We start from the raw sequence: 23,160 nt of genomic DNA, 5'->3' as shown, positions 1-23,160 counted from the left end.
GCCGGGCCGGAACGGAGGGTCGGCGGCCGGGTTGGTTCCGGTACCGACTGGGCAACACTTGCGACAGTCGGACCCGCCCGGGCCGCCGACTGCGGCATGATCTCGGCATGGCCATCGTCGCGGGCATCGACAGCTCCACCACTCGCACCCGGATCGTCGCGTGCGACGCCGACACCGGCGCCGTCCTGCGGCAGGGCCGGGCCCCGCATCCGCTGCCCGAGGGCGAGGACGCCAGAAGCACCGAGGTCGACCCGCAGAGCTGGTTGCACTCGCTGGGCGACGCCGCGGCCGGCGGCCTGCTGGAGGGCGTCCGGGCGATCGGCGTCTCCGCGCAGCAGCACGGGCTGATCGGCCTGGACGCGGGCGGGGTGCTCGTACGGCCGGCCCTGCTGTGGAACGACCCCCGCGCGGCCGGAGCCGCCGCCGCGCTGGTGGACGCGCTCGGCGGCGTCCAGCCCTGGGCCGAGGCGATCGGAGCGGTGCCCGGTCCCACGTACACCATCGCCAAGCTGCGCTGGCTGGCCGAGTTCGAGCCGGTGTCGGCGCAGCGGATCGCCGAGGTGCTGCTGCCCCACGACTGGCTGGTCTCGCAGCTGCTGGGCAGCCCGAAGCGGCGCACCACCGACCGCGGCGACGCGTCCGGCACCGGCTACTGGTCGCCGGTCACCGGCGAGTACCGGCAGGACCTGATCAAGCTGGCGCTCGGCCACGAGCTGCGGGTGCCGGACGTGCTCGGCCCGGCCGAGCCCGCCGGGCACACCCCCGAGGGCCTGCTGATCTCCGCCGGGACGGGCGAGAACATGGCCGCCTCGCTCGGCCTCGGACTGATCCCCGGCGACGCCGTGGTCTCGCTCGGCGGCAACGGCACGATCTTCGCGGTGCACGACCGGGCCGTGGTCGACCCGACCGGGCTGGTCTCCTCCTTCGCCGACGCCACCGGCCGCCACCTGCCGATGGTCGCCACCCTGAACGCCGCCCAGGTGCTGCGCTCCACCGCCGCCCTGCTCGGCACCGACCTGGAGGGCCTGTCCGAGCTGGCCCTGCAGTCCTCCCCCGGCTCGTACGGGCTGGTGCTGCTGCCCTACCTGGACGGCGAGCGCACCCCCAAGCTGCCGCAGGCGGCCGGCACCCTGACCGGGCTGCGGGCCGAGTCGATGGCGCCGCAGCACCTGGCGCGGGCCGCCGTCGAGGGGATGCTGTGCAACCTGGCGGAGGCGCTGGACGTGCTGCGCTCGCACGGCGTGACGGTGCGCCGGGTGTTCCTGCTCGGGACGGCCGGACGGCTGGGTGCGGTGCAGCAGATCGCGCCGCAGGTGTTCGGGCTGCCCGTGGTGGTCCCGCCGCCGGGCGACCACGCGGCGCGCGGCGCGGCCCGGCAGGCCGCCTGGGCGCTGGCCGGCACCACCGAGCCGCCGCAGTGGGAGCTGCCGGACGTCACCGTGCTCAGCCCCGACCAGGAGCACGACCTCGCGGTGGGCCGCGCGGTGCGCCAGCAGTTCGCGACGGTCCGCGAGCAGACCCACCCGGAGACCGCGGCCGGCTGACGGGTCCTCCGCCGGGCGGTGCGACACGACGCTCTGTTTGGGCGTGCGACACGACGCTCTGTCGGGTGTGCGACACGGCGGTTGAGGATGCGTCAGCTGGGGCCCGGTGGCACGGTGGGAACTCCACGACTGGAGGGACCGCCATGGCGTTGCACAAGGGGCAGGGGCACGAGGACGAACGTCGACTGCCGTTCAGCCCGCTGCACGTACTGACCGATCCGCTGGGCGCGATGCAGGTCGCACCGCCCCTGCACCGGATGCCCCGGGTGCCCATCCCGCCGTCCGTCGCCTACCAGTTGATCCACGACGAGCTGATGCTGGACGGAAACGCCAAGCTCAACCTGGCCACCTTCGTGACCACGTCGATGGACGAGTACGCGGACCGGCTGATGGGCGAGTGCCGCGACAAGAACATGATCGACAAGGACGAGTACCCGCAGACCGCAGAGCTGGAGCGGCGCTGCGTGGCGATCCTCGCCGACCTGTGGCACGCGCCCGACCCCGCGGCCGCGGTGGGCTGTTCGACGACCGGGTCGAGCGAGGCGTGCATGCTGGCCGGGATGGCGCTGAAGCGGCGCTGGATGCGGCGCAACGCCGACCGGTACGCGACCGGGGCCCGGCCGAACCTGGTGATGGGCGTCAACGTCCAGGTCTGCTGGGAGAAGTTCTGCAACTTCTGGGAGGTCGAGGCGCGGCTGGTGCCGATGGAGGGCGAGCGCTTCCACCTCACCGCCGAGGAGGCGGTGGCGCACTGCGACGAGAACACCATCGGCGTGGTCGGCATCCTCGGCTCCACCTTCGACGGCTCGTACGAGCCGATCGCGGAGATCTGCGCGGCCCTGGACGACTACCAGCGGCGCACCGGCCTGGACATCCCGGTGCACGTGGACGGCGCCTCCGGCGGCATGGTCGCTCCGTTCCTGGACCCGAAGCTGGTCTGGGACTTCCGGCTGCCCCGGGTGGCGTCGATCAACACCAGCGGTCACAAGTACGGCCTGGTCTACCCCGGCGTCGGCTGGGCGCTCTGGCGGGACGCCGAGGCGCTGCCCGACGAGCTGGTGTTCCGGGTCAACTACCTGGGCGGCGAGATGCCGACCTTCGCGCTCAACTTCTCCCGGCCGGGCGCGGAGGTGGTCGCCCAGTACTACAGCTTCCTGCGGCTCGGGCACGCCGGGTACAACGCCGTGCAGCAGGCCTCCCGGGACGTCGCCGTGTACCTCGCCGGGCAGATCGCCGGGCTCGGACCGTTCCGGCTGATCACCAAGGGCGACCAGCTGCCGGTGTTCGCCTTCACCACCGCGGAGGGCACCGTCTTCGACGTCTTCGACGTCTCCCGGCGGCTGCGCGAGCGCGGCTGGCAGGTGCCCGCGTACACCTTCCCGGAGGGGCGGACCGATCTGGCGGTCCTGCGGGTGGTGTGCCGCAACGGGTTCACCCGGGACCTGGCGGACATGCTGCTGGGCGACCTCCGGCGGCTGCTGCCCGAGCTGGAGAGCCAGCCCGCGCCGCTCAGCCAGCTAGGGGTTCCGGCCAAGAGCGGGTTCCACCACTAGGGTGACGGGCCGTCAGTCGAGGTAGCCGCGCAGTTGCTCGGCGAAGGCGTGGTCGCGGAGCTTGCCGAGCGTCTTGGCCTCGATCTGACGGATCCGCTCCCGGGTGACGCCGAACAGCTGGCCGATCTCCTCCAGGGTGCGGGGGCGGCCGTCGTCCAGGCCGTAGCGGAGCTGGACCACCTGACGTTCACGTTCGCCGAGGGTGGCCAGCACCGCGTCCAGGTGCTCGCGTAGCAGCAGGAAGGCTGCGCTCTCCGCCGGGGACGCGGCGTCGGCGTCCTCGATCAGGTCGCCGAGGGCGACGTCCTCCTCCTCGCCGATCGGGGTGTGCAGCGAGACCGGCTCCTGGGCGAGGCGGAGGATCTCCCGGATCCGCTCCGGCGAGAGTTCCAGCGCCGCGCCGATGTCGGCGGCGGTCGGCTCGGCACCGCGTTCCTGGAGCAGGGCGCGCTGCACCCGCAGCACCCGGTTGATCAGCTCGACCACGTGCACCGGGACCCGGATGGTGCGGGCCTGGTCGGCCAGGGCGCGGCTCATCGCCTGGCGGATCCACCAGGTGGCGTAGGTGGAGAACTTGTAGCCGCGGGCGTAGTCGAACTTCTCCACCGCCCGGATCAGCCCGAGGTTGCCCTCCTGGACCAGGTCGAGCAGGGTCAGGCCGCGGCCGACGTAGCGCTTGGCCACCGAGACCACCAGGCGCAGGTTGGCCTCGATCAGGCGGCGCTTGGCGATCCGGCCGAGGACGACCAGGTGGTCGAGGTCGTCGGTGAGCCGGTTGTCCGCGTCGGGGATCCGGTCGAGCGCCTCCTCCGCGAACAGGCCGGCCTCGATCTGGCGGGCGAGCTCCACCTCTTCGACGGCGGTGAGCAGGCGGACCCGGCCTATCTCACGCAGGTACTGGCGCAGCAGGTCGGCGGCCGGGCCGGTGCCCTCGTCCAGGGCGGCTTCCGGGGGTTCGTCGGCGAGCTCCTCCGGCGGGGCGCCCTCCTCCGGGGCGGGGAGCTCGTCGGTCGTGGGGAGCCCGTCGGGGGTGGTGGGCTCGGCTGCGTCAGTGAGGTCGGCCTCGGCGGTGAGATCGTCGGAGGCGAGTGCCTCGTTGTCGGGCGGGCCTGGCTGGGCCGGGATCGCGGCGTCCCGCGCGGGGGTGGTCTGGGGCGGGCGGGCAACGGACAGCTCCATGGGCAATCCCTCCAGGGGCCGCGCGCGGCCTGGGGGTTGCCGCGCCACACGGTGGTGGGATACCCAGCGCGGCGCGCCGGAGCACCTTCGGGAGGCATTGAGGTGTCCAGATGGCACCCGGCGGGCAAACGGGTGCCGCGAGACGGGCGGTGACGGTCACTCAGGCGGCGCTCGGAGCCGGGCCGGTGGCAATCCGCGGTGCGAACTTCAGCGCAGCGCCCTCGCGCGGCGGAGCTCCGTGCGGCGCGGGGGTGTCAGAGCGCGCGGTGTCAGAGCGCGGCGGTTTCAGAGCGCGGCGGAGCCGCGGGAGCGGAGCTGCTGGCCGTACTGCTGCAGGGCCCAGAGTTCACTCTGCACCGGGTGCAGTTCCTCGGCGGTGGCGCGGTCGCCGAGGCGGCGCAGGTGGGCGCGGACCTCCTCGACCCGGCGATCCACGGCCTGCAGACGGAGCTTGACCAGGAACTCCCCCGCGTACAGCTCGTCGACCTTGCGGCGGGTGCGGATCGGTTCCACGGTCAGTTCGGTGACCAGGCCGCGGACCTGGTCGTCCGGGCTGGCCTCGCGGACGGTGGCGGTGAAGTCGGGCAGGCTCGCGCCGTACGCGGTGCCGCCGGCCTGGCCGATGGCGCGGCGGACGGCCTGGTACGGCGGGGTGGGGAACTCGTCGTCGCCGTACTGGTCGAAGGCGGGGCTGACCATCTCGGGGTACTGGAGGGCGAGCTTGAGCAGCTCGCGCTCGACGAACTGGGCCGGGTCGCGCGGGTTGAGCCGGAACGCGGGGCGCTCGGGCCGGGGAGCGGGCGCCGGCTCGGCGCGACGCAGGGGGCGCTGGCCGCTCTGCTGGTTCTCCCGCTGCCAGCGCGCGAGTTGGGAGATCCGGCGGACCACGAACTGCTCGTCGAGGATGCCGACCATCCCGGCCAGCTGGACGGCGTACTCGTGCTGGATCGAGCGGTCCTTGATCTTCACGATGATCCCGGCCGCCTCCTCCAGGGCGGCGGCGCGGCCCTCGGCGGTGTCCACCCGGTGCCGGGCGACCGCCGAGCGGAGGGCGAACTCGAACAGCGGGACGGGGTTCTCGACCAGTTCGCGGACGGCGTCGTCGCCCTTGGCGAGACGCAGGTCGCACGGGTCCATGCCGCCGGGGGTGATGGCGATCGAGGTGCGGGCGGCGAACTTCTGGTCGTCCTCGAAGGCCCGCAGCGCGGCCTTCTGCCCGGCGGTGTCGCCGTCGAAGGTGAAGACCGTCTCGCCGCGGTAGGTGGAGGTGTCCATCAGCAGCCGGCGAATGATCTTGATGTGGTCCTCGCCGAAGGCGGTGCCGCAGGTGGCCACCGCCGTGGTGACACCGGCCAGGTGACAGGCCATCACGTCGGTGTAGCCCTCGACCACCACCGCGCGGCCGGTCTTGGCGATCTCCTTGCGGGCCAGGTCGATGCCGTAGAGGACGTTGGACTTCTTGTAGATCGGCGTCTCGGGGGTGTTCAGGTACTTCGGACCGTTGTCGTCCTCGCGCAGCCGCCGGGCACCGAAGCCGACCACGTCGCCCGAGCTGTCCCGGATCGGCCAGACCAGCCGGCCGCGGAAGCGGTCGATCAGGCCGCCGCGCTGGCCCTGCGAGGCCAGGCCGCCGACCGAGAGCTCCTTGTCGCTGAAGCCGCGGCCGCGCAGGAAGCGGACCAGGTGCTCCCAGCCCGCCGGGGCGTAGCCGACGCCGAAGTGCTTGGCGGCCTCCTCGTCGAAGCCGCGCTCGGCGAGGAAGCGGCGGCCGATCTCCGCCTCCGGGCTCGCCAGTTGCTCCTGGAACCAGGCGGCGGCGACCTTGTGCGCCTCGACCAGCCGGGTCCGCTCGCCCTGCTGGTGGCGCGGGGAGTAGCCGCCCTCCTCGTAGCGCAGGGTGACGTTCGCCTGGGCGGCCATCCGCTCGACCGCCTCCGCGAACGAGCAGTGCTCGATCTTCATCAGGAAGGTGATCGTGTCGCCACTCTCACCGCAGCCGAAGCAGTGGAAGACGCCCTTGCCGGGGTGCACGTAGAAGGAGGCGGACTTCTCATCGTGGAACGGGCAGACGCCCTTCAGCTGCGCACCGCCGCCGTTCGCGAGCTGCACGTAGTCGCCGACCACGGCGTCGATCGGCAGAGCGGCACGCACCGCCTGCACATCTTCGTCCCTGATCCGACCGGCCACCGGGAAAGTCTACGGGAGCGGGCCGGTGATACCGGGGTCGCTTTCGGCGGCCGGGATCAGGACACCAGCTTCGCGTGCAGCGCGAGGGCCGAGGCGTCGGTGAGGGTGGCGATCTGGTCGATCACGGTGCGCAGCGCGGCGCGGTCGTCCTCGGCCTCCTGGTACTGGGCGGCGAAGACCGGGTCCAGGCCGTGCGGGGCGTCACGCAGCAGGGCGTCGGCGAGTTCGGCGATCACGATCCGCTGGCGGGAGCGGAGTTGGGCCTGCTCGTCGCGCTGCATCACGTACCGGACGGCGACCGCCTTGAGGACGGCGCACTCCAGCCGCACGCCGCGCGGGACGACCAGCTCGGCCGCGTACCGGGTGAGCGGGCCGGGGCCGTAGCGGGCGCGGGTGGCCTGCTCGGCGGTCAGGCAGAAGCGGCCGATCAGCTGGCTGGTCAGGTCCTTGAGACCGGCCCGGCTCCGGGCGGTGCCGTCGTACGAGGCCGGCCACCAGTCCTCGGCCTGCAGGCGGTCCAGTGCCTCGGCGAACTCCTCCGGGTAGGCGTCCGCGGCGTACCGCTCGGCGACCTTGAACAGTTCGGCGCGCTCCTGCGGGGAACGCAGCGCCGCCGGGTCGATGTGGCCGGCCTGCAGGCCGTCCTCCACGTCGTGGGTGGAGTAGGCGACGTCGTCGGACCAGTCCATCACCGTGGCCTCGAAGCACTTGCGGCCGTCCGGCGCGCCGGTGCGCAGCCAGCGGAAGACCGGCAGGTCGTCGCCGTACACCCCGTACTTGCCGGAGCCGGGGTCGGTGGGGTGCTCGCCGCGTGCCCACGGGTACTTGGTGGCGGCGTCGAGCGCGGCCCGGGTGAGGTTGAGGCCGACGCTGCGGCCCGGCCACGGGGCGAGCCGGGCCGGGTCCTCGTCGAGCGGGGCGAAGCGCTTGGGCTCCAGCCGGGTCAGGATGCGCAGCGACTGGGCGTTGCCCTCGAAACCGCCGCATGCCTGCGCGGCCTGGTCGAGCGCCTCCTCGCCGGTGTGGCCGAACGGCGGGTGGCCGATGTCGTGGGCCAGGCAGCCGGTCTCCACCAGGTCCGGATCGCAGCCCAGCGCCGCGCCGAGCTCCCGGCCGACCTGTGCGCACTCCAGGGAGTGGGTGAGGCGGGTCCGCGGGAAGTCGCTGCGCATCGGGGCGACCACCTGGGTCGTGCCGGCCAGGCGGCGCAGCGCGGCGGAGTGCAGGACCCGGGCGCGGTCCCGCTCGAACGCGGTGCGGCCGGGCCGCTTGTCGGGCTCGGGCACCCAGCGTGCCTCGGACTGCGGATCATACGGCGCCGTGTTCTTCATATGGCCCTCACCGTACGCCTGGTGGCGGACATTGCGCGGTGCGCCGCGCTAACGGGAGGCGGCGAGCAGGCGGCGCCACCGCGGCTGCTCGGTCACCAGGCACGCGGCGGCCAGCCCGACGGTGAGCAGGGCCGCCCAGCGCGGCCAGGCGTACCAGGCGCCGAGCACCGCGGTCGCCAGTTGCATCAGCACCAGCCCGATGGTGACCCAGCCGGGGACGGCGATCAGTACCTGCTTCTTGTCGCCCGGGGTGGCGAACAGTGTGGGCAGGCCGATCAACACCGCGTCGGCGAGGACCGCCAGGGCCACCGAGTGCGGGGCGAGCGCCCACGGGACGGCGATCCAGGCGATCAGTTCGGTGAGGAAGCGCAGCGGGTCGGCCAGTCGGGTCACGCGCCGACTCTCCCACGGTGGCACGGGAGTTGGAGAGGGGGGTGCGGCTCGTGCACCCTCTGGCACCCGATCCCATGCTGCAGCGAACGCCGCCGAGCACGTCGCCGAGAATGTCGCCGAGAATGTTGCAGAGGATTCTCTGCAAAGAGGTCTATGCAGAGAATCCTCTGCACTCTAGTGTTGCCTCCATGAACGAGCACCGCCCCGAAGACCGCCCCACTCCGCAGCCGCCGCAGGACGCGCAGTCGCAGGACCGGCAGCAGCCGCGCCGCCGGATCGACGCCGGCAGCCTCCGCGGGCTGGCCCACCCGCTGCGCATGCGGCTGCTGGAGGAGCTGCGGCTTCACGGGCCCGCCACCTCCGCCCTGCTGGCCCAGCGGACCGGCGAGTCCACCGGCACCACCAGCTGGCACCTGCGGCACCTCGCCGAGCACGGCTTCATCGAGGAGGAGACCGGCCGCGGTACCAAGCGGGAGCGCTGGTGGCGGGCCGTCCGCAGCCAGAACGTGCTCGCCACCACCGACTTCGACCAGGACTCCGGCGCTCAGGACGCGCTCTCGTTCTTCCTGTCCGAGAACCTCCGCCGCCAGTACCAGCGGGTCGCCGACTCGCTGGCCGCCGACTGGGAGGGCGAGTGGCGCGGCGCCGGCTCCATGAGCGACTGGACCAACCTCAGGCTGACGCCCGCTCAGCTCAAGGCGCTCAACGAGGAGCTGTTCGCCGTGGTCACCCGCCACACGCCCGATCCGGACGCCACCCCCGACCCGGACGCCCGACCCGTCATCGTCCAGATCCAGGCCATGCCCCGAAAGGATCCCGACCAGCCGTGACCGAGCCCGCCGCCCTGCCCGCCGCCCCGACCGTCCGACGGGTGGGCCTGCTCCGCCGGCACCGCGACTTCCGCCTGCTGTGGACGGGCGAGACCGCCAACAAGTACGGCTCCGCCGTCACCGGCCTGGCGCTGCCCCTGATCGCCGTCACCACGCTGCACGCCGACACCTTCGAGGTCGGGCTGCTCAGCGCCGCCGGCTGGCTGCCGTGGCTGCTGATCGGGCTCCCGGTCGGGGTCTGGGTGGACCGGTTGCCGAGCCGGCCGATCATGCTCGCCTCCTCCGCCGCGGCGCTGCTGCTGTTCGCCACCGTCCCGCTGGCGGCGCTCGCCGGGGTGCTGACGCTGGCCCAACTGCTGGTCGTCGCGCTTCTGGCCGGTGCGGCCGGCGTGTTCTTCCAGACCGCGTACACCGCCTACCTTCCGCAGGTGCTCGACCCCGTCGACCAGGCCGAGGGCAACGCCAAGCTGCACGGCAGCGCCTCCGCCGCCGGTATCGCCGGGCTCGGCAGCGGCGGCCTGATCGCCCAACTGGCCGGGCCGGTCAACGGCTTGCTCGCCAACACGGCCACCTTCCTGCTGTCACTCTGGTGCACCGCGCGGATCGGCCACCGGGAGACCAGCCGCGCCGACCGCCCCCGCCGGGCGCTGCGCAAGGAGATCGGCGAGGGACTGCGGCTGCTCGGCTCCGACGTCTGGTTCCGCACCTTCACCCTGTTCGGCGCCACGTCCAACCTGGTGCTGACGGGTTATCAGTCGCTGCTGGTGGTCTTCCTGATCCGCGAGGTCGGCCTCGGCGAGGGCACCGTGGGTCTGCTGGTCGCGCTCGCCTCCACGGGCGGCATCGTCGGAGCGGCCATCGCCCGCCGGGTCGCGGCCCGGCTCGGCTCCTCGCGCGGCATGCTGGTGCTCGAACTCGCCCTGCCCGCACTGACCGTCCTCATCCCGCTGACCAGCCGCGGCGCCGGACTGGTCTGGTACCTGCTCGGCGGCTTCGGGGCGTCCGCCGGTGTGGTCGCGGGCAACGTCATCAAGGCCACCTTCCAGCAGCGCTACTGCCCGCCGGAGTTGCTCGGCCGACTCTCCGCCAGCGGCGCGGTGCTCAACTTCGGCGCGATCCCGGTCGGCGCGGTGCTGGCGGGCGTCCTCGGCACCGAACTCGGCGTCCGGCCCGCGATGTGGCTGATGACTGCCGGGGTTCCGCTGGCCGCCCTGGTGCTCTGGTGCTCGCCGATGCGAAGCGTGCGGGACCTGCCCACCGAACGGGCGACCTCCCTCGGCCCGGTGACCGCACGACAGCCGGCCGTGACGGCGTCCGCGACAGCGGCCGAGTACCGGGACTGACCTGGCGTCAGGACTGATCGACAGCACCCCCCGGGGGCTCGCCACGCGGCCGGCTGGGCGGCAGCGTTGACAGCGAGAGTTCCGTGCTGGGTGTCGGCGGCTCAGCTGGTCAGACCTGGCCTGGTACCGCAGGTCAGCCGACGCGCCGTGCCGTTCGGGAGAGGAACGACTGGTAGCGGTCCAGCACGAGGCGGGCGAGCAGCGGGTGGTCACCGAGCGGGGCGGACGTCAGGGCGGCCCCGGCCGCGGCGGCGAGGCGGGCGAAGTCACCTGGGGCGGTGAAGTACGAGGCGACCGCGACGCGGTGGCGGCCATCGTCGGAGAGCTCGGCGACCGCGGCGGCGACGCTCGGCCCGGCGGCTGTCACGTAGCCCGGGCGGACGGTGACACCGAGTCGGGCGGCGAGCAGTGCGGCCTGTGCCTCGGTGTCACGGGCGGCGTCCGGATCGCGGGAGCCGGAGGCGGCCAGCACCACGGGTTCACCACTCCAGCCGGCCGACGCCAACCGGTCGGCCAGCGCCTCCACCAACAGCGGGTCCGGGCCGAGCGGCGGGGCACACTCGCCGTCCAGGTGGTCGGCGGCGGCGAGCAGCCGCGGGATGTCAATCTTGCTGTGGTAGCCGCGACCGAGCAGCAGTGGCACCAGCACCACCCGGCCGGTCAGCTCGTCCAGCACCTCGGGCAGCAGCGGGGCGTTCAGCCCGAGGTGGCCGAGCCTGATGTCCAACTCGGGCCGGACGGATTGCAGGCGGGCGTGCAGCCGGGCTATCTCGGCTGCTGCGGCGGGGTCGTGCGAACCGTGCGCCACCAGCACCAGGGCCGGCCGGCGGGCCGTGTGCAGCACCCGCAACGGGGCGACGCGGCCGGGAAGTGAGGTGGTGGTCATGATGCCAGCCTGCCGAACCCCTGTTTCACCCCGGTTGCCCGCCGGTCACGGGTGATTTCTCCGCTCTCACCCACCGGGCGACCTGTGGTGAGCAGCCGACCCGTGCATCCGGCCGTTCTGGACAGCCCGACAGCCCTGCGACCGGACGGCTGACCGATGCGGGACGGGTCAGCGGCTGGCACCGGCCCGGGACCCGGGCTGACGGGGGACGCGGATTCGGCGCTCCGACGTCGGAACGGCAACCGTGGGCGCGGGACGGCTGACTGCGACGACGGCCGTCCGGACAGTCGACACCGCCTCGGCTGACTGTAAGCCAATGCGCGGGACAGGCGCGGTGAGTGGCTTCGCCGAGCCCCGCGCGGCAGGCCCCGACGCGGCCGCACCACCGGAACGCCGCAGGTCGGTCGGCGCCTCGTGCGTTCCGGCCAAGTCCTCCCGAAGCGTCAACGCCTCGGTGTGGGCCACCAGGTCGCCTGCCTCCGCGGCGCGGCGGTACCACTCCAACGCGCGCTCCGGCTGGCGGCGTTCGGCGAGCATGCGGGCGGCTGCGAGCAGGGCGTCCCGGTCGCCGGCTTCGGCTGCGCGCTGGTACCACTCCAGTGCCTCGTCGATCCGGCCGCGCGTCTCCAGTATCTCGGCCGCTTCCCGGGCCGCCTGGTTGTCCCCGGCTTCGGCAAGCCGCTGCAGCCAGTGGATGGCCTGGTCAAGCACGCCGGAGCCGGACAGCATCCGCGCCGCCTCCCGCAACCGGTCGGCCTCCGGGCGATCCTCGCTGCGTGCCAGCAGGTCCGCCTCGAAGTACCGGCCCGCTTCCTGCAGCAGCCCGATCGCCTCTCGCAGCAACCGGGCCTCCGCACTGGCGTCGACCTCCGACTCGGCGGAACCAGCGGCGGCCGGGACCTCTTCCGTTCGCGCAGCCGCACGACGAGGCGGACCGAACTGCGCCGCGCGGCCGGGAAGGTGCGGTACGCCGGGCGCGCCGGACAGGACCGACGCGTTGATGGCACCGGACAGGACCGATGCGTCGATGCCCCCGGGCAGGGCATGACGATCACCGGCCGCGACCGCTGCCCGATACCACTTGGCGGACTCCCCCAGGCGGCCCAGGTCGGCGAGCAGGCGGCCGAGTTCACGCATCGCGTAGGCATCACCACGATCGGCGGCACGCTCGTACCAGGTGACCGCCTCCCCGGTGTCGCCCTGGCGCTCCAGCATGTCGGCGGCCTGGAACAGCGCGGCCTCACTGCCGGCGTCGGCCGCCTTCCCGTACCAGGTCAACGCCTCCGTCAGGGCCCCTTCGCGCTCGCACCGCTCGGCTCGTTCACGCAGGGCCTGGTGGTCGCCGATGTGCGCATACCAGGGCAGGTTGTCGTACTGGCCGTGCCGGGCGAACATCGCCGCCGCCTCGTACCAGGCGTCCTCGTCACCCGCTTCGGCGGCGCGCTCGTACCAGGCCGCCGCTTCGTCGATCCGCCCGACCGACTCGAGCAGTCGGGCCGCCTCGTACGGGACTGCGGTGCAACCGTGTTGCCAGGCACGTTCCCACCAGGCGACCGCCTGTTCGGTCCGACCGTCGGCCGCGCAGCTGCGGGCGTACTCGGCCATCGCCTCCGGACGGCACTCCTGCACGGCCCGCTCGAACCAGGAGATCGTCAGGTCGCCCTGCCCGGGCTGTCCGAGTCGCTCAACTGCTTCCATCAGCGCCTCCACCACCCCGTTGGACGCCGCTTGTCCGTCCTACTCGACCGATCCTGCGAGCCGCCTGCGTAAGAAAGCCGTGCCGCTCCCACCCGCGATGCTGCGCAAGGCGGGGTGACGGGGCCGGGTGACGGGGCCTTGCCGGTCGTGATCGCCGTGGTGGTGGTGTCAGCACAACGGAGTGGGCAGTCCGGCCGCTCACACCCGTGTCTGCCGCCATGCCAGCCCCCGGCTTGACTCGGACCGGATGTCCGAATCCGCTCCCCTGTACTGCAGAGTACGCACTCGGACCCCGGACCGTACCGACTTCTCCGCGAATCCCGTTCAGGATCGCTGGTTGCCCCTCCTCACCCATCTCCCACCTGCTAAAGGGGCCTGATCATCACTCAGCTCCACTGAACGCACGAGCGAGCTCCGAACTGTCGAACGGAGTCGCGAGTCCGGCACCAGAGCGCCCCGTCGGTGGTGCTCTCACAACTGGCCCGGGGAGATGATGAGGTCGAAGTTCCGGTGGCGAAACAGGGTGGCACCGGTCGGGTAACACCCTCCGACCATGCTCTGAGCCATGACAGCGACCGGGCTCCTCACGGCCTAGGACACACCCGGGCGGCAGCCTCCGACGGACCGGAGGCGCCGGTGTCCTCTACCGCCGGATCATCGCCCACCCGGTCGGTCGACGCCCCGTCAGCCCGCCAGCTCCAGCTGCTCGCCACCCGGAGCACGACCTCGGAGGGACTTCCCGATGACCACTGCCAAGCCCACACTGCTCCTGGTCGGCTACGGCATGGTCGGCCACCGCTTCCTGGAAGCCCTGGCCGACACCGGAGCCGCCGACCGCTACCGGGTCGTCGTCCTCGCCGAGGAACCCCGCCCGGCCTACGACCGGGTCGGACTGACCTCCTACTTCTCCGGCAAGAGCGCCGAGGACCTGCTGCTCGCCGAAGAAGGCTTCACCGATCGGCACGGGTACGAGGTGCACCTCTCCTCCCCCGCCGTCTCACTCGACCCGGCGGCCCGGACCGTCACCACGGCCGCCGGGCACACCATCGCTTACGACACGCTGGTGCTGGCCACCGGTTCCTACCCCTTCGTGCCCCCGGTCGACGGCCGGGACGCCGAGGGGTGCTTCGTCTACCGCACCATCGAGGACCTCCAGGCGATCGAGTCGTACGCCGCCCGGGCCACGGTGGGCGCGGTGGTCGGCGGCGGCCTGCTCGGGCTGGAGGCGGCCGGTGCGCTCAAGGGCCTCGGGCTGGAGACCCACGTGGTGGAGTTCGCACCGCGTCTGATGCCCGTGCAGGTCGACGAGGCCGGCGGCGCAGCGCTGCGACGGACCATCGAGTCGTTGGGCGTGGTGGTCCACACCGGGATCGGCACCAAGTCGATCACCGTCTCCGAGGGCCGCGCGGTCGGCATGTCCTTCACCGACGACTCGGAGCTGGCGACCGAACTGGTGGTGTTCTCCGCCGGTGTCCGCCCCCGCGACCAGCTGGCCCGGGAGGCCGGCCTGACAGTCGGTGAGCGCGGCGGCATCGCGGTGGACGCACACTGCCGCACCTCCGACGAGCACGTCTACGCGATCGGCGAGTGCGCCCTCGCGGTCGACGGCCGGGTGTACGGCCTGGTCGCCCCCGGGTACGAGATGGCCGTCTCGGTGGCCCAGCAGCTCGCTGAACAGGCCGCCCAGCCGTTCACCGGCGCGGACCTCTCCACCAAGCTGAAGCTCCTCGGGGTGGACGTCGCCAGCTTCGGCGACGCCTTCGGCACCACCCCCGGCGCACTCGACGTGGTGTACTCCGACTCCCGCAGCGGCGTCTACAAGAAGCTGGTGGTCACCGGCGAGGGTGCACTGCTCGGCGGCATCCTGGTCGGCGACGCCTCCGCCTACGCGACGCTCCGACCGCTGGCCGGCACCGGCAAGCCGCTGCCCGTCCCCGCCGAGTCGCTCGTCCTCCCCGCCGGGGTGGACTCCGCGGTGTCGCTGGGCAGTTCCGCCCTGCCAGACGACGCGGTGATCTGCAGCTGCAACAACGTCACCAAGGGCACGATCCGGGCCGCCGTCACCGACCACGACTGCACCACCGTCCCCGAGGTGAAGAAGTGCACCCGGGCCGGCACCAACTGCGGCTCCTGCGTGAAGCTGCTCGGCACGATCATCGCCGACGAGCTGGAGGCGAGCGGAGTCGAGGTCGACAAGGGCCTGTGCCCGTGCTTCGCGCACACCCGCGCCGAGCTGTACGAGATCGTCCTGGTGCGGCGGATCGCGACGCACCGTCAGCTGCTCGCCGAGCACGGCCGCGCCCCGGAGGGCGCCGAGGGCTGCGAGATCTGCAAGCCGACGGTGGCCTCGATCATCGCCTCGCTGGCACCCGAGCTGGAGGCCTCCGGTCACATCCTCGACGGCGAGCAGAGCGCTCTGCAGGACACCAACGACCACTTCCTGGCCAACCTGCAGAAGAACGGGTCCTACTCGGTGGTGCCGCGGATCCCCGGCGGTGAGATCACTCCGGACAAGCTGATCGTGATCGGCGAGGTGGCCCAGGAGTTCGGCCTCTACACCAAGATCACCGGTGGTCAGCGGATCGACCTGTTCGGTGCCAGCGTCGACCAGTTGCCGCGGATCTGGAGCCGCCTGGTGGCGGCCGGGTTCGAGTCCGGCCACGCCTACGGGAAGTCGCTGCGCACGGTGAAGTCCTGCGTCGGCTCGACGTGGTGCCGCTACGGCGTGCAGGACTCGGTCGCCATGGCGATCCAGCTCGAACTGCGCTACCGGGGCCTGCGGTCCCCGCACAAGCTGAAGTCCGCCGTCTCCGGCTGCGCCCGGGAGTGCGCCGAGGCCCGCGGCAAGGACTTCGGCGTCATCGCCACCACCAACGGCTGGAACCTCTACGTCGGCGGCAACGGCGGCGCCACTCCCCGGCACGCCGACCTGTTGGCCCAGGACCTGGACGATGAGCAGTTGATCCGGCTGATCGACCGCTTCCTGATGTTCTACATCCGCACCGCGGACCGGCTGGAGCGCACCTCCACCTGGCTGGAGCGGATCGACGGCGGGCTGGACCACGTCCGCGAGGTGGTGGTCGAGGACTCGCTCGGAATCGCCGACGAGCTGCAGGCGCTGATGGCGCATCACATCGAGGACTACCAGGACGAGTGGGCGGCCACCCTGGCCGACCCGGAGCGGATGCGCCGCTTCGTCTCCTTCGTCAACGCCCCCGGGGTTCCCGACCCGAGCATCCGCTTCACCCCCGAGCGGGACCAGATCAAGCCCGACCTGGTGCTGCTGGCCACCGAGGAGCAGCTGCTCGCCGCCCTCGACCCCGACAACGCACCGCTCTCCGCCACCCGTCTCCTGGAGGAAGCCCGATGACCACCACCGCCTCCGCCCTACGGATCGAACTGCTCGCCGGCGCCGGCTGGGCACCGGTCTGCGACCCGGAGCTGCTCGTGCCCGGCCGGGGTGTGGCCGTGCTGCTGCCGGACGGCCGTCAGGCCGCGGTCTTCCGGGACGGCAACGACCGGCTCTACGCCACCGACAACCGGGATCCGTTCACCGGGGCGTACGTGCTCTCGCGCGGCCTGCTCGGCTCCACCGCGGACGGCCGGGTCTACGTCGCGTCGCCGCTGCTGAAGCAGCGATTCGACCTGCTCACCGGAGAGTGCCTGGACGACGACACCGTCCGGATCGCCGTCCACTCGGTCCGCACGGCCTGACCAAGGCCCCACCGGCCCCCGATCAGCTCCGCCCCGATCCCGCCGCCCGCTCCGGGCGGCGGGATCGGACGACGGGGTCAGCGCCACTACCTCAGCGCGCCGAGCACGGCAGCCGCCATCCCTTGCTGGCCCTGGGCGTTCGGGTGGATCGGAGCCAGGCCCTGGGTGGGCTCCGGGGGCTCGATCCAACGGGTGCCGGGCGCGGCGCACATGTCGTGTCCTGACGAGGCCGTGTAGGTGTCGATGAAGGCCACCCCGGCCGCCTCGGCCCGTTGCCTAAGCATCGCGTTCAGCTGCTGTTCCTGCGCCGCGACGAATCTCACATCGCCGGCCGCGATGTCGTCGCCCAACGTGGCGGAGCAGGTCGCCGGATCCTGCGGGAGCAGAGCCGGATAGCCGACGAGGAGCACCTTGGCGTCAGGTGCCCGGCGCTTGATCTCACCCAGGGCGGCGGTGAGCCACTCCCCGGTGGCATCCACCTTCTGCTGGACTTCGTTCCGCCCGCCGCCGGTGGTGTAGTACGCCCGGCACGGGGCGTCGGAGCCCCCACCGAGCAGAACGTGCTTCACGTTCTCCATCGCGCAGCGGCCGATCACGTCCAGGAACCCGGCGTCGTTGCCGCCGATCCCCAGCGTCACCAGCCGGGTGGCCGAGGTCAGCGCGTCCAGCTGCGGCGGGTTGGCCCCGCCACTGGTCTGTTGAGCCGCCGTCAGGTCCCCCGTCCGCGCTCCACTGCAGCTCACGTCCGTGAAGGCACTCAGATCGAGCTGCCGCGCCACCAACGACGGGTAGTTGACCCCGGAGCGCCCGCAGCCTTCCGGGGTGCCGCCTTGTGGCGGGATGCGCAGCCCCGAGGTGTAGGAGTCCCCGAGCGCCACGTACGGCCCGGTGATCCGGGTCGCCGATGCAGTCGGGGACGCCTTGTCAGGGCCGGGCTTCGGGTTACCCCCGCCGCTGCAACCGGCCACGCCTATCAGGGCCGCCGCGGCGACGACCAGGATCCCCCGGCGCACCTACTCGGCGCCGCGCTCGTGCTCAGCCAGGAACTCCTCGAACCGCCGGCCCAGCTCGTCGGCGGAGGGGAGGTCGGCCGCCTCGGCGAGCAGGCTCTCCCTGCCGACCGCGCCGGAAACCGCGTCGTACTGGCCTTCCATGCCCTGGATCGCGGAGCGCAGATCGCCGTCGCCCTCAGCGAGTTGGCTGTCGATCTCGGCGTTGACCTCGTCGACCCGGCCGCGCAGTTCACTGCCGGGCAGGACCAGCCCGGTGGCGGACTGGACCGCCTCCAGGATCGCCACCGCGGCCGCCGGGTAGGCCGAGCGCGCGATGTAGTGCGGCACGTGGGCGGAGAAGCCGAGGACGTCGTGCCCGGACTCGGAGAGCCGGTACTCCACCAGCGCCTGGGCGCTCCCCGGCACCTGCGCCTGGTCGAACCACTTGGGGTGGCCGGTGGACAGGTCGAGCCGGTTGCCGTGCGGGGTGAGGCCGACCGGGCGGGTGTGCGGCACGCCCATCGGGATGCCGTGGAAGGCGACGGAGAGCCGGACCTCGAAGCGCTCGACCAGGTCCCGGACGGCTGCGGTGAACAGCTCCCACTCGGTGTCCGGCTCGGGGCCAGTGAGCACCAGGAACGGCGCTCCCACCGAGTCACGCACCAACTGGAGCAGGATCTCCGGCGGGTCGTAGTCCGTCCAGCTCTCACGGTCGAAGGTCATCACGGGGCGGCGGGCTCGGTAGTCCACCAGCCGGTCGTGGTCGAAACGGGCCACCACCTGCGGCGATCCGTGCTCCAGCAGGTGGGTCACCACCTGGTCGCCGGCCTCGCCCGCGTCCATGAAGCCCTCGAAGTGGTACAGCAGCACAAGACCGGTGCCCGCCTCGGCCGCGGCGCGTGCCGCCGCGAGGGCCGTCACCCCCTGTGGTTCCAGCTCGTACAGCTCCTTGGGATCACGCACGGTGCACCCAACCCCGTTCCGTATCGTCGTCGCGGAATGCTTTCTGATCTGCTCTGTCCAGCGTGCGGCGGCTCGCTGACATTCCCGCCCCAGCCCGAGTCTTCACGCCGTCTCTCAAATCCTCTCACCTTCCGATAAAGCCGCTGGTCGTGGGCGTGGCGTGGCAGCCGGAGGGTACTATGGCAGGGCGTCACGGCGTGCCGAAAGGATCCGCGCGCGCTCGTTGGCGCGCCGCGAAGTGACGCACCGCCTTCTGGCGGGTATCGTCCTCTCGCTGCCTCGCATCGTCGCGTCGTCGCGCCACGCCGTCTGTCACGTCGTGGGCCACGCCCCGGTCCGTTTGCGCGGCCAGCCACTCTCTGCGCACCTTGCCTTCACCTGGCCGCCTGCTTCGCTTCGTGATCTCGTTTCTCTCTCGGCCATCTCGCGGACGCACACTGTCCCGTCGCTCATCCCGCCGGATCGGTCCGTAGACCCGTGTCCGTACCGGCACCGCGCTGCCCGCCTCCGGGCCGCCGACCCGCCGCACGCCCGAGCCTCTGGCGTGGCGAGCCCGGTCGGCCGCCTCCGGGGCCGGGGCGAACGACCACTGCCCTCGAGCCGCGAACCCGGCACGCGGGCCCCGACGACCGCCGAAGGACCGAAGGATCCGTGCCCGTACCCGTCACCCTCTACGGCCGCACCGTGCGGCTGGAGCCCCTCGCCGAGTACCACGCCCCGGCCCTGGCCGAGGCAGGCGCTGAGGACCGTACGACCTACGCCTTCACCCCTGTCCCGCACGGCCTCGAAGCCGCCCGGGATTACATCGCGCGCGCCCTCGCTGATCAGGCGGCGGGCCGGTCCCTGCCCTTCGCGACGGTGAGCGTCGCCGAGAACCGGGTGGTCGGCTCGACCCGGTTCCTGGAACTGGACTACTGGCAGGGTCCGCTGGTGTGGCCGCCGATGCCGGGGGTGCCCTACGGAGATCCGCAGGAAGCGGTTCCGGACGCGGCAGAGATCGGGAATACCTGGCTTTCGCCGCGGGCGCAGGGCACCGGCATCAACACCGAGGCCAAGCTGCTGATGCTGCGGTACGCCTTCGAGCAGTGGAGCGTTCGGCGGATCTCCCTGCGGGCGGATGCCCGCAACACCCGCTCGCGGATCGCGATCGAGCGCCTCGGAGCCACCCCCGAAGGGGTGCGCCGAGCGCACTCGCGCGGCCTTGACGGGGTGGTTCGGTCCACCGCGTTCTACTCGATCCTGGACGAGGAGTGGCCGGCCGTCCGCGACATCATCGAGCTGCGGATCGCCGCCGCGACCTCGCCCAGCGCGCCCGACCCGGCGCCGCTCAACCAGGAGTGCCTTAGACACGGCGGCTCCCTGGTCGGCGAGTCGATGATCGGCGGCTCCCTGATCCCGGCCGCCTGAGACGGCCCTTCCGGCTCCCGCGGGTGCGGTGAGCCGGACCCCACCGGGGTGATCGGACGGTGCGGCGAACCCGCTCCGCCTGATCACCCCGGTGGCATGCACGGGGCTGTGCGGCTTGGACACTCTGTCGAGTTGTCAAGGAGCCGGGCAACCATGGGGGTTCGCCTCACCTCCGCTCCTTCGATGTGATCGATCTGACACTCCGCCGGCTGCGCGGCGCACGTCGGCTGCTGGATCATCCCTCCTCCGGGCCGGCCTCGGCCCCGGCCGCCTCGGCGGCGGCGGCGAGCTGCTGGAGTGCAGCGAGGTGGGCCGCGAGGACGGCTCGGCCGCGCTCGGTGGCCGAGAGCCACGTGCGGGGCCGCTTGCCCACGTATCCCTTGCGGGCTCGGAGATAGCCGGACGCCTCCAGGCTGGACGCGGTCTTGCTGAGCACCGAGTCCGAGACCTGGCAGTAGTCCCGGACCACCGAGAACTCGGCCTCCAGGCATCCGCTGAGGAACGCCAGGACGGTGAGCTTGGTGGGCTGGTGGAGTATGGGGTCCAGTCCGTTCACTGCTCGCTGCTCATGGTCTGCTCCTTGACTTGACGGTTGATCAGGCTGATGACGCCCCAGAGCGCCAGCCCTCCGGCGGCGCCTGCGGCGGTTATCGCCCATCGTTGGTCGCCGCTGACCAGCCAGGTGGCGAGCCCTGCCACGGCTGCGACGAGGACGACCGCGCCGAGTGCAGGGAACGTGTGCGGCGGAAGGCCGCGCTCGGCGAGCCTGGCGACTCCGCTGGCGCGGGCCGCCACTCGCACTATCACCGCGAGCACCACGACCAGGCCGAGCGCGCACAGCGGTATCAGCCACTGCCACTGGTGGCGGAAGCTCTGCCCGAGCGCCGCCCCGTAGGCGGCGAAGGACGCTCCGATGCCCGGCCCGTACCACCAGGGCAACGGCGCGGGCCGCCGGGCTGCCGCTCGGGCGCGGCCGGCGAGGGCGAGCGCTTCGGCGGGCGAGAGCGCCGCGGTCTCCTGGTGGGTGAGGTACTTGTCGTCAGCCATCGACTCCCCCGAGTGGACGTCCCGTCAGATCCGGCCCGTCGCCGAATCAAGTACTGGCACTCTGTCACATACTTTCCGGAGTGGAAAGTTATTTTCCGAGGGAACTCTCGCGGTGCCGGATGAGGGTGCGTCAGCAGCGGGCGTCGATCTCCTGAAAGGTGGCGTAGTGGTCGGCCGTCCAGTACTGCTCGCCCGCACTGCCGGTGACGATCCGTCGGGTGCCACGGTCGTCCGAGCCCGGGGTGACCACGGTGAACTCGTGGTAGTAGCCCTTGTTCTGGCGGGGCAGCCGGCTCTCGCGGTTCTCGAAGACGATGCCGTCGGAGCGGTAGGGGTAGGGACCGCCCTTGGTGATCAGGCCGAGGGTGTCCTGGGCCTGCGCCGGCAGTCGGCTGCGGCAGACGTCGGCGAGCGCCTGACTGGTGGGGACCCACGAGGCTCGGGCGGACGGGGACTTCGCGGCGGTCGGACTGCCTGAGCCACTGCCTCCCAGGAGGGCGGCCACCGCGGCCCCGATGCCGAGGACGACCAGGAATGCGAGGGTGATCAGGCGGTTTCGGCTGCTCATGGGCCCAGCTTGCCGTATCGGGTTCACACGGACGGGCAGCTCCGCAGCCGGGGCACAACGAAACCGGGGCGGGAGCGGACGCCATTGTCCGTTCCCGCCCCGGCTGCTACGTACGGCGGCTCTCCTGCGCCGAGCTCCGCCGTACGCCCCTCCCCGACGGAGGGGTTGCGGTCAGTGAATCGCGCTGTTTCGTGTCAGCGCGAGTCGCTTCCCGCCGTCTCGATGGCGGCGCGGCCCGCTTCCAGGCGCGCCACCGGAATCCGGAAGGGAGAGCAGGATACGTAGTCCAGCCCCACCTCGTGGAAGAAGTGGACCGAGTCGGGGTCACCGCCGTGCTCGCCGCAGACGCCGAGCTTGAGGTCGGGGCGGGTGGCCCGACCGGCCTGGGCGGCGTTCTTGACCAGGGCGCCGACGCCGTCGCGGTCGATGGTCTCGAACGGACTGACGCCGAAGATGCCCTTCTCCAGGTAGGCCGTGAAGAACGAGGCCTCGACGTCGTCGCGGGAAAAGCCCCAGACGGTCTGGGTCAGGTCGTTGGTGCCGAAGGAGAAGAAGTCGGCGGCCTCGGCGATCTGACCGGCCGTCACGGCGGCACGCGGCAGCTCGATCATGGTGCCGAGCTTGATGTCCAGGTTGACGCGGGTGGAGGCGGCGACCTCGGCGAGCACCCGCTCGCACTCGTCGCGGACCAGCTCCAGCTCCTGGACGGTGCCGACCAGCGGGATCATCACCTCGGGGCGCGGGTCGCCGCCCGCCAGCTTCCGCTCGGCCGCGGCCTCGGCGATGGCCCGGACCTGCATGCCGAACAGGCCGGGGATGACCAGGCCGAGGCGAACGCCGCGCAGACCCAGCATCGGGTTGGCCTCGTGCAGGCGGTGCACGGCCTGGAGCAGGCGCAGGTCGTTCTCGTTCGGGTCCTTGCGGGCCTCGGCGAGGGCGACGCGCACCGACAGCTCGGTGATGTCGGGAAGGAACTCGTGAAGCGGCGGGTCGAGCAGACGGACCGTCACCGGGAGCCCGTCCATCGACTGGAACAGCTCCAGGAAGTCGCCCTTCTGCAGCGGCAGCAGGCTGGACAGCGCGGTCTCGCGGTCCTTGTCGTTGTCCGCCAGGATCAGGTGCTCGACCTCCTTGCGCCGCTCCTCGCCGAGGAACATGTGCTCGGTGCGGCACAGGCCGATGCCCTGGGCACCGTACCGGCGGGCGCGGTTCGCGTCCTCGGCGTTGTCGGCGTTGGCGCGTACCGCGAGGCGGCGACGGCCGTCGGCGTGCGACATCAGGCGGTGCACGGCCTGGACCAGTCCGCCCTGGACGTCGGCGCCGGCGTGCAGGGTGCCCTCGAAGTACTCGACCACCGGGGACGGCAGGACCGGGACCTCGCCCAGGTACACCTTGCCGTTGGCGCCGTCGATGGACACCACGTCGCCTTCGTGGACGACATGGCCGTCGGCCGTGGTGAACTTGCGGTTCTTGGTGTCGACCTCGAGTTCCTCGGCGCCACAGACACAGGTCTTGCCCATGCCGC

19 protein-coding genes are annotated in these 23,160 nt (G+C 72.2%); 7 read left to right on the top strand and 12 right to left on the bottom strand.

Features of this window, described 5'->3' with window-relative positions; all coding sequences use genetic code 11:
• Positions 1 to 107: 107 nt before the first annotated feature.
• Together AB0K51_RS30575 and AB0K51_RS30570 are read left to right on the top strand one after the other, a co-directional pair.
• Positions 108 to 1,544, top strand: coding sequence for an FGGY family carbohydrate kinase (locus AB0K51_RS30575; protein ID WP_363460770.1), 1,437 nt, complete (start codon positions 108 to 110; stop codon positions 1,542 to 1,544).
• Between the two features lie 143 nt (positions 1,545 to 1,687).
• On the top strand, positions 1,688 to 3,097 hold the full coding sequence (locus tag AB0K51_RS30570) for a glutamate decarboxylase (protein WP_363460768.1): 1,410 nt from the start codon (positions 1,688 to 1,690) through the stop codon (positions 3,095 to 3,097).
• Positions 3,098 to 3,109: 12 nt separating this feature from the next.
• On the opposite strand, the gene AB0K51_RS30565 is transcribed toward AB0K51_RS30570, so the two are convergent.
• The 4 genes from AB0K51_RS30565 to AB0K51_RS30550 all read right to left on the bottom strand — a co-directional run bounded on the left by AB0K51_RS30565 (position 3,110) and on the right by AB0K51_RS30550 (position 8,187).
• Positions 3,110 to 4,282 carry an RNA polymerase sigma factor gene (locus AB0K51_RS30565; RefSeq protein WP_363460766.1) on the bottom strand — a complete coding sequence of 391 codons (1,173 nt, stop codon included), beginning with the start codon at positions 4,280 to 4,282 and terminating at the stop codon, positions 3,110 to 3,112.
• A gap of 279 nt (positions 4,283 to 4,561) precedes the next feature.
• Positions 4,562 to 6,463, bottom strand: coding sequence for a DNA primase (gene dnaG / locus AB0K51_RS30560; RefSeq protein WP_363460764.1), 1,902 nt, complete (start codon positions 6,461 to 6,463; stop codon positions 4,562 to 4,564).
• A 56-nt stretch (positions 6,464 to 6,519) separates the two neighbouring features.
• Positions 6,520 to 7,794 carry a deoxyguanosinetriphosphate triphosphohydrolase gene (locus AB0K51_RS30555; RefSeq protein ID WP_363460762.1) on the bottom strand — a complete coding sequence of 425 codons (1,275 nt, stop codon included), beginning with the start codon at positions 7,792 to 7,794 and terminating at the stop codon, positions 6,520 to 6,522.
• A gap of 48 nt (positions 7,795 to 7,842) precedes the next feature.
• Positions 7,843 to 8,187, bottom strand: coding sequence for a hypothetical protein (locus tag AB0K51_RS30550; RefSeq protein WP_363460760.1), 345 nt, complete (start codon positions 8,185 to 8,187; stop codon positions 7,843 to 7,845).
• A 188-nt stretch (positions 8,188 to 8,375) separates the two neighbouring features.
• On the opposite strand from AB0K51_RS30550, the gene AB0K51_RS30545 reads away from it, so the two are divergent.
• Positions 8,376 to 9,017 (top strand): helix-turn-helix domain-containing protein, encoded by a 642-nt coding sequence (locus tag AB0K51_RS30545; RefSeq protein WP_363460758.1) that lies wholly within the window; start codon positions 8,376 to 8,378, stop codon positions 9,015 to 9,017.
• Positions 9,014 to 10,360: an MFS transporter gene (locus AB0K51_RS30540; RefSeq protein ID WP_363460756.1), complete on the top strand. Its 1,347-nt coding sequence runs from the start codon at positions 9,014 to 9,016 to the stop codon at positions 10,358 to 10,360. Before AB0K51_RS30545 ends, AB0K51_RS30540 begins: the two co-directional genes overlap by 4 nt.
• Before the next feature lie 133 nt (positions 10,361 to 10,493).
• Here the strand turns inward: AB0K51_RS30540 and AB0K51_RS30535 are convergent, their stop codons facing one another.
• Positions 10,494 to 11,246, bottom strand: coding sequence for a sirohydrochlorin chelatase (locus tag AB0K51_RS30535; RefSeq protein ID WP_363460754.1), 753 nt, complete (start codon positions 11,244 to 11,246; stop codon positions 10,494 to 10,496).
• 168 nt (positions 11,247 to 11,414) lie between these two features.
• The gene (locus tag AB0K51_RS30530; RefSeq protein ID WP_363460752.1) at positions 11,415 to 12,944 is read right to left on the bottom strand and encodes a tetratricopeptide repeat protein; all 1,530 of its coding nucleotides are present in this window, start codon (positions 12,942 to 12,944) and stop codon (positions 11,415 to 11,417) included.
• A gap of 742 nt (positions 12,945 to 13,686) precedes the next feature.
• Here AB0K51_RS30530 and nirB point away from each other — a divergent pair.
• Together nirB and nirD are read left to right on the top strand one after the other, a co-directional pair.
• A complete protein-coding gene (gene nirB, locus AB0K51_RS30525; protein ID WP_363460750.1) occupies positions 13,687 to 16,314 on the top strand; it encodes a nitrite reductase large subunit NirB in 2,628 nt (875 codons plus the stop codon).
• Entirely contained in the window at positions 16,311 to 16,658 is a 348-nt protein-coding gene (gene nirD, locus AB0K51_RS30520; RefSeq protein ID WP_363460748.1) for a nitrite reductase small subunit NirD, read from the top strand. The genes nirB and nirD overlap by 4 nt, the downstream gene beginning before the upstream one ends.
• Before the next feature lie 86 nt (positions 16,659 to 16,744).
• Here nirD and AB0K51_RS30515 read toward each other — a convergent pair whose 3' ends face one another.
• Together AB0K51_RS30515 and AB0K51_RS30510 are read right to left on the bottom strand one after the other, a co-directional pair.
• Positions 16,745 to 17,536, bottom strand: a complete 792-nt coding sequence (locus AB0K51_RS30515) for an SGNH/GDSL hydrolase family protein (RefSeq protein ID WP_363460746.1) — start codon at positions 17,534 to 17,536, stop codon at positions 16,745 to 16,747.
• Positions 17,537 to 17,671: 135 nt separating this feature from the next.
• Positions 17,672 to 18,613, bottom strand: coding sequence for a PAC2 family protein (locus AB0K51_RS30510; RefSeq protein WP_363460744.1), 942 nt, complete (start codon positions 18,611 to 18,613; stop codon positions 17,672 to 17,674).
• A gap of 651 nt (positions 18,614 to 19,264) precedes the next feature.
• Between AB0K51_RS30510 and AB0K51_RS30505 the strand changes: the two genes are divergently transcribed.
• The gene (locus AB0K51_RS30505; RefSeq protein ID WP_363460742.1) at positions 19,265 to 20,020 is read left to right on the top strand and encodes a GNAT family protein; all 756 of its coding nucleotides are present in this window, start codon (positions 19,265 to 19,267) and stop codon (positions 20,018 to 20,020) included.
• Positions 20,021 to 20,255: 235 nt separating this feature from the next.
• On the opposite strand, the gene AB0K51_RS30500 is transcribed toward AB0K51_RS30505, so the two are convergent.
• The 4 genes from AB0K51_RS30500 to AB0K51_RS30485 form a co-directional block, all read right to left on the bottom strand.
• Positions 20,256 to 20,576, bottom strand: coding sequence for a transcriptional regulator (locus AB0K51_RS30500; protein WP_363460740.1), 321 nt, complete (start codon positions 20,574 to 20,576; stop codon positions 20,256 to 20,258).
• Positions 20,573 to 21,067, bottom strand: a complete 495-nt coding sequence (locus AB0K51_RS30495) for a hypothetical protein (RefSeq protein WP_363460738.1) — start codon at positions 21,065 to 21,067, stop codon at positions 20,573 to 20,575. The genes AB0K51_RS30500 and AB0K51_RS30495 overlap by 4 nt, the downstream gene beginning before the upstream one ends.
• 130 nt (positions 21,068 to 21,197) lie before the next feature.
• Entirely contained in the window at positions 21,198 to 21,635 is a 438-nt protein-coding gene (locus AB0K51_RS30490; RefSeq protein ID WP_363460736.1) for a ribonuclease, read from the bottom strand.
• Positions 21,636 to 21,829: 194 nt separating this feature from the next.
• On the bottom strand, positions 21,830 to 23,160 hold a 1,331-nt coding region (locus tag AB0K51_RS30485), incomplete at its 5' end, for a putative PEP-binding protein (protein ID WP_363460734.1).

The sequence above is a fragment of the Kitasatospora sp. NPDC049285 genome, from assembly GCF_040678815.1.
GTDB lineage: Bacteria > Actinomycetota > Actinomycetes > Streptomycetales > Streptomycetaceae > Kitasatospora.
Note: the sequence above shows the minus strand (reverse complement) of the source record. Positions and strands in the feature narration are given on the sequence as shown.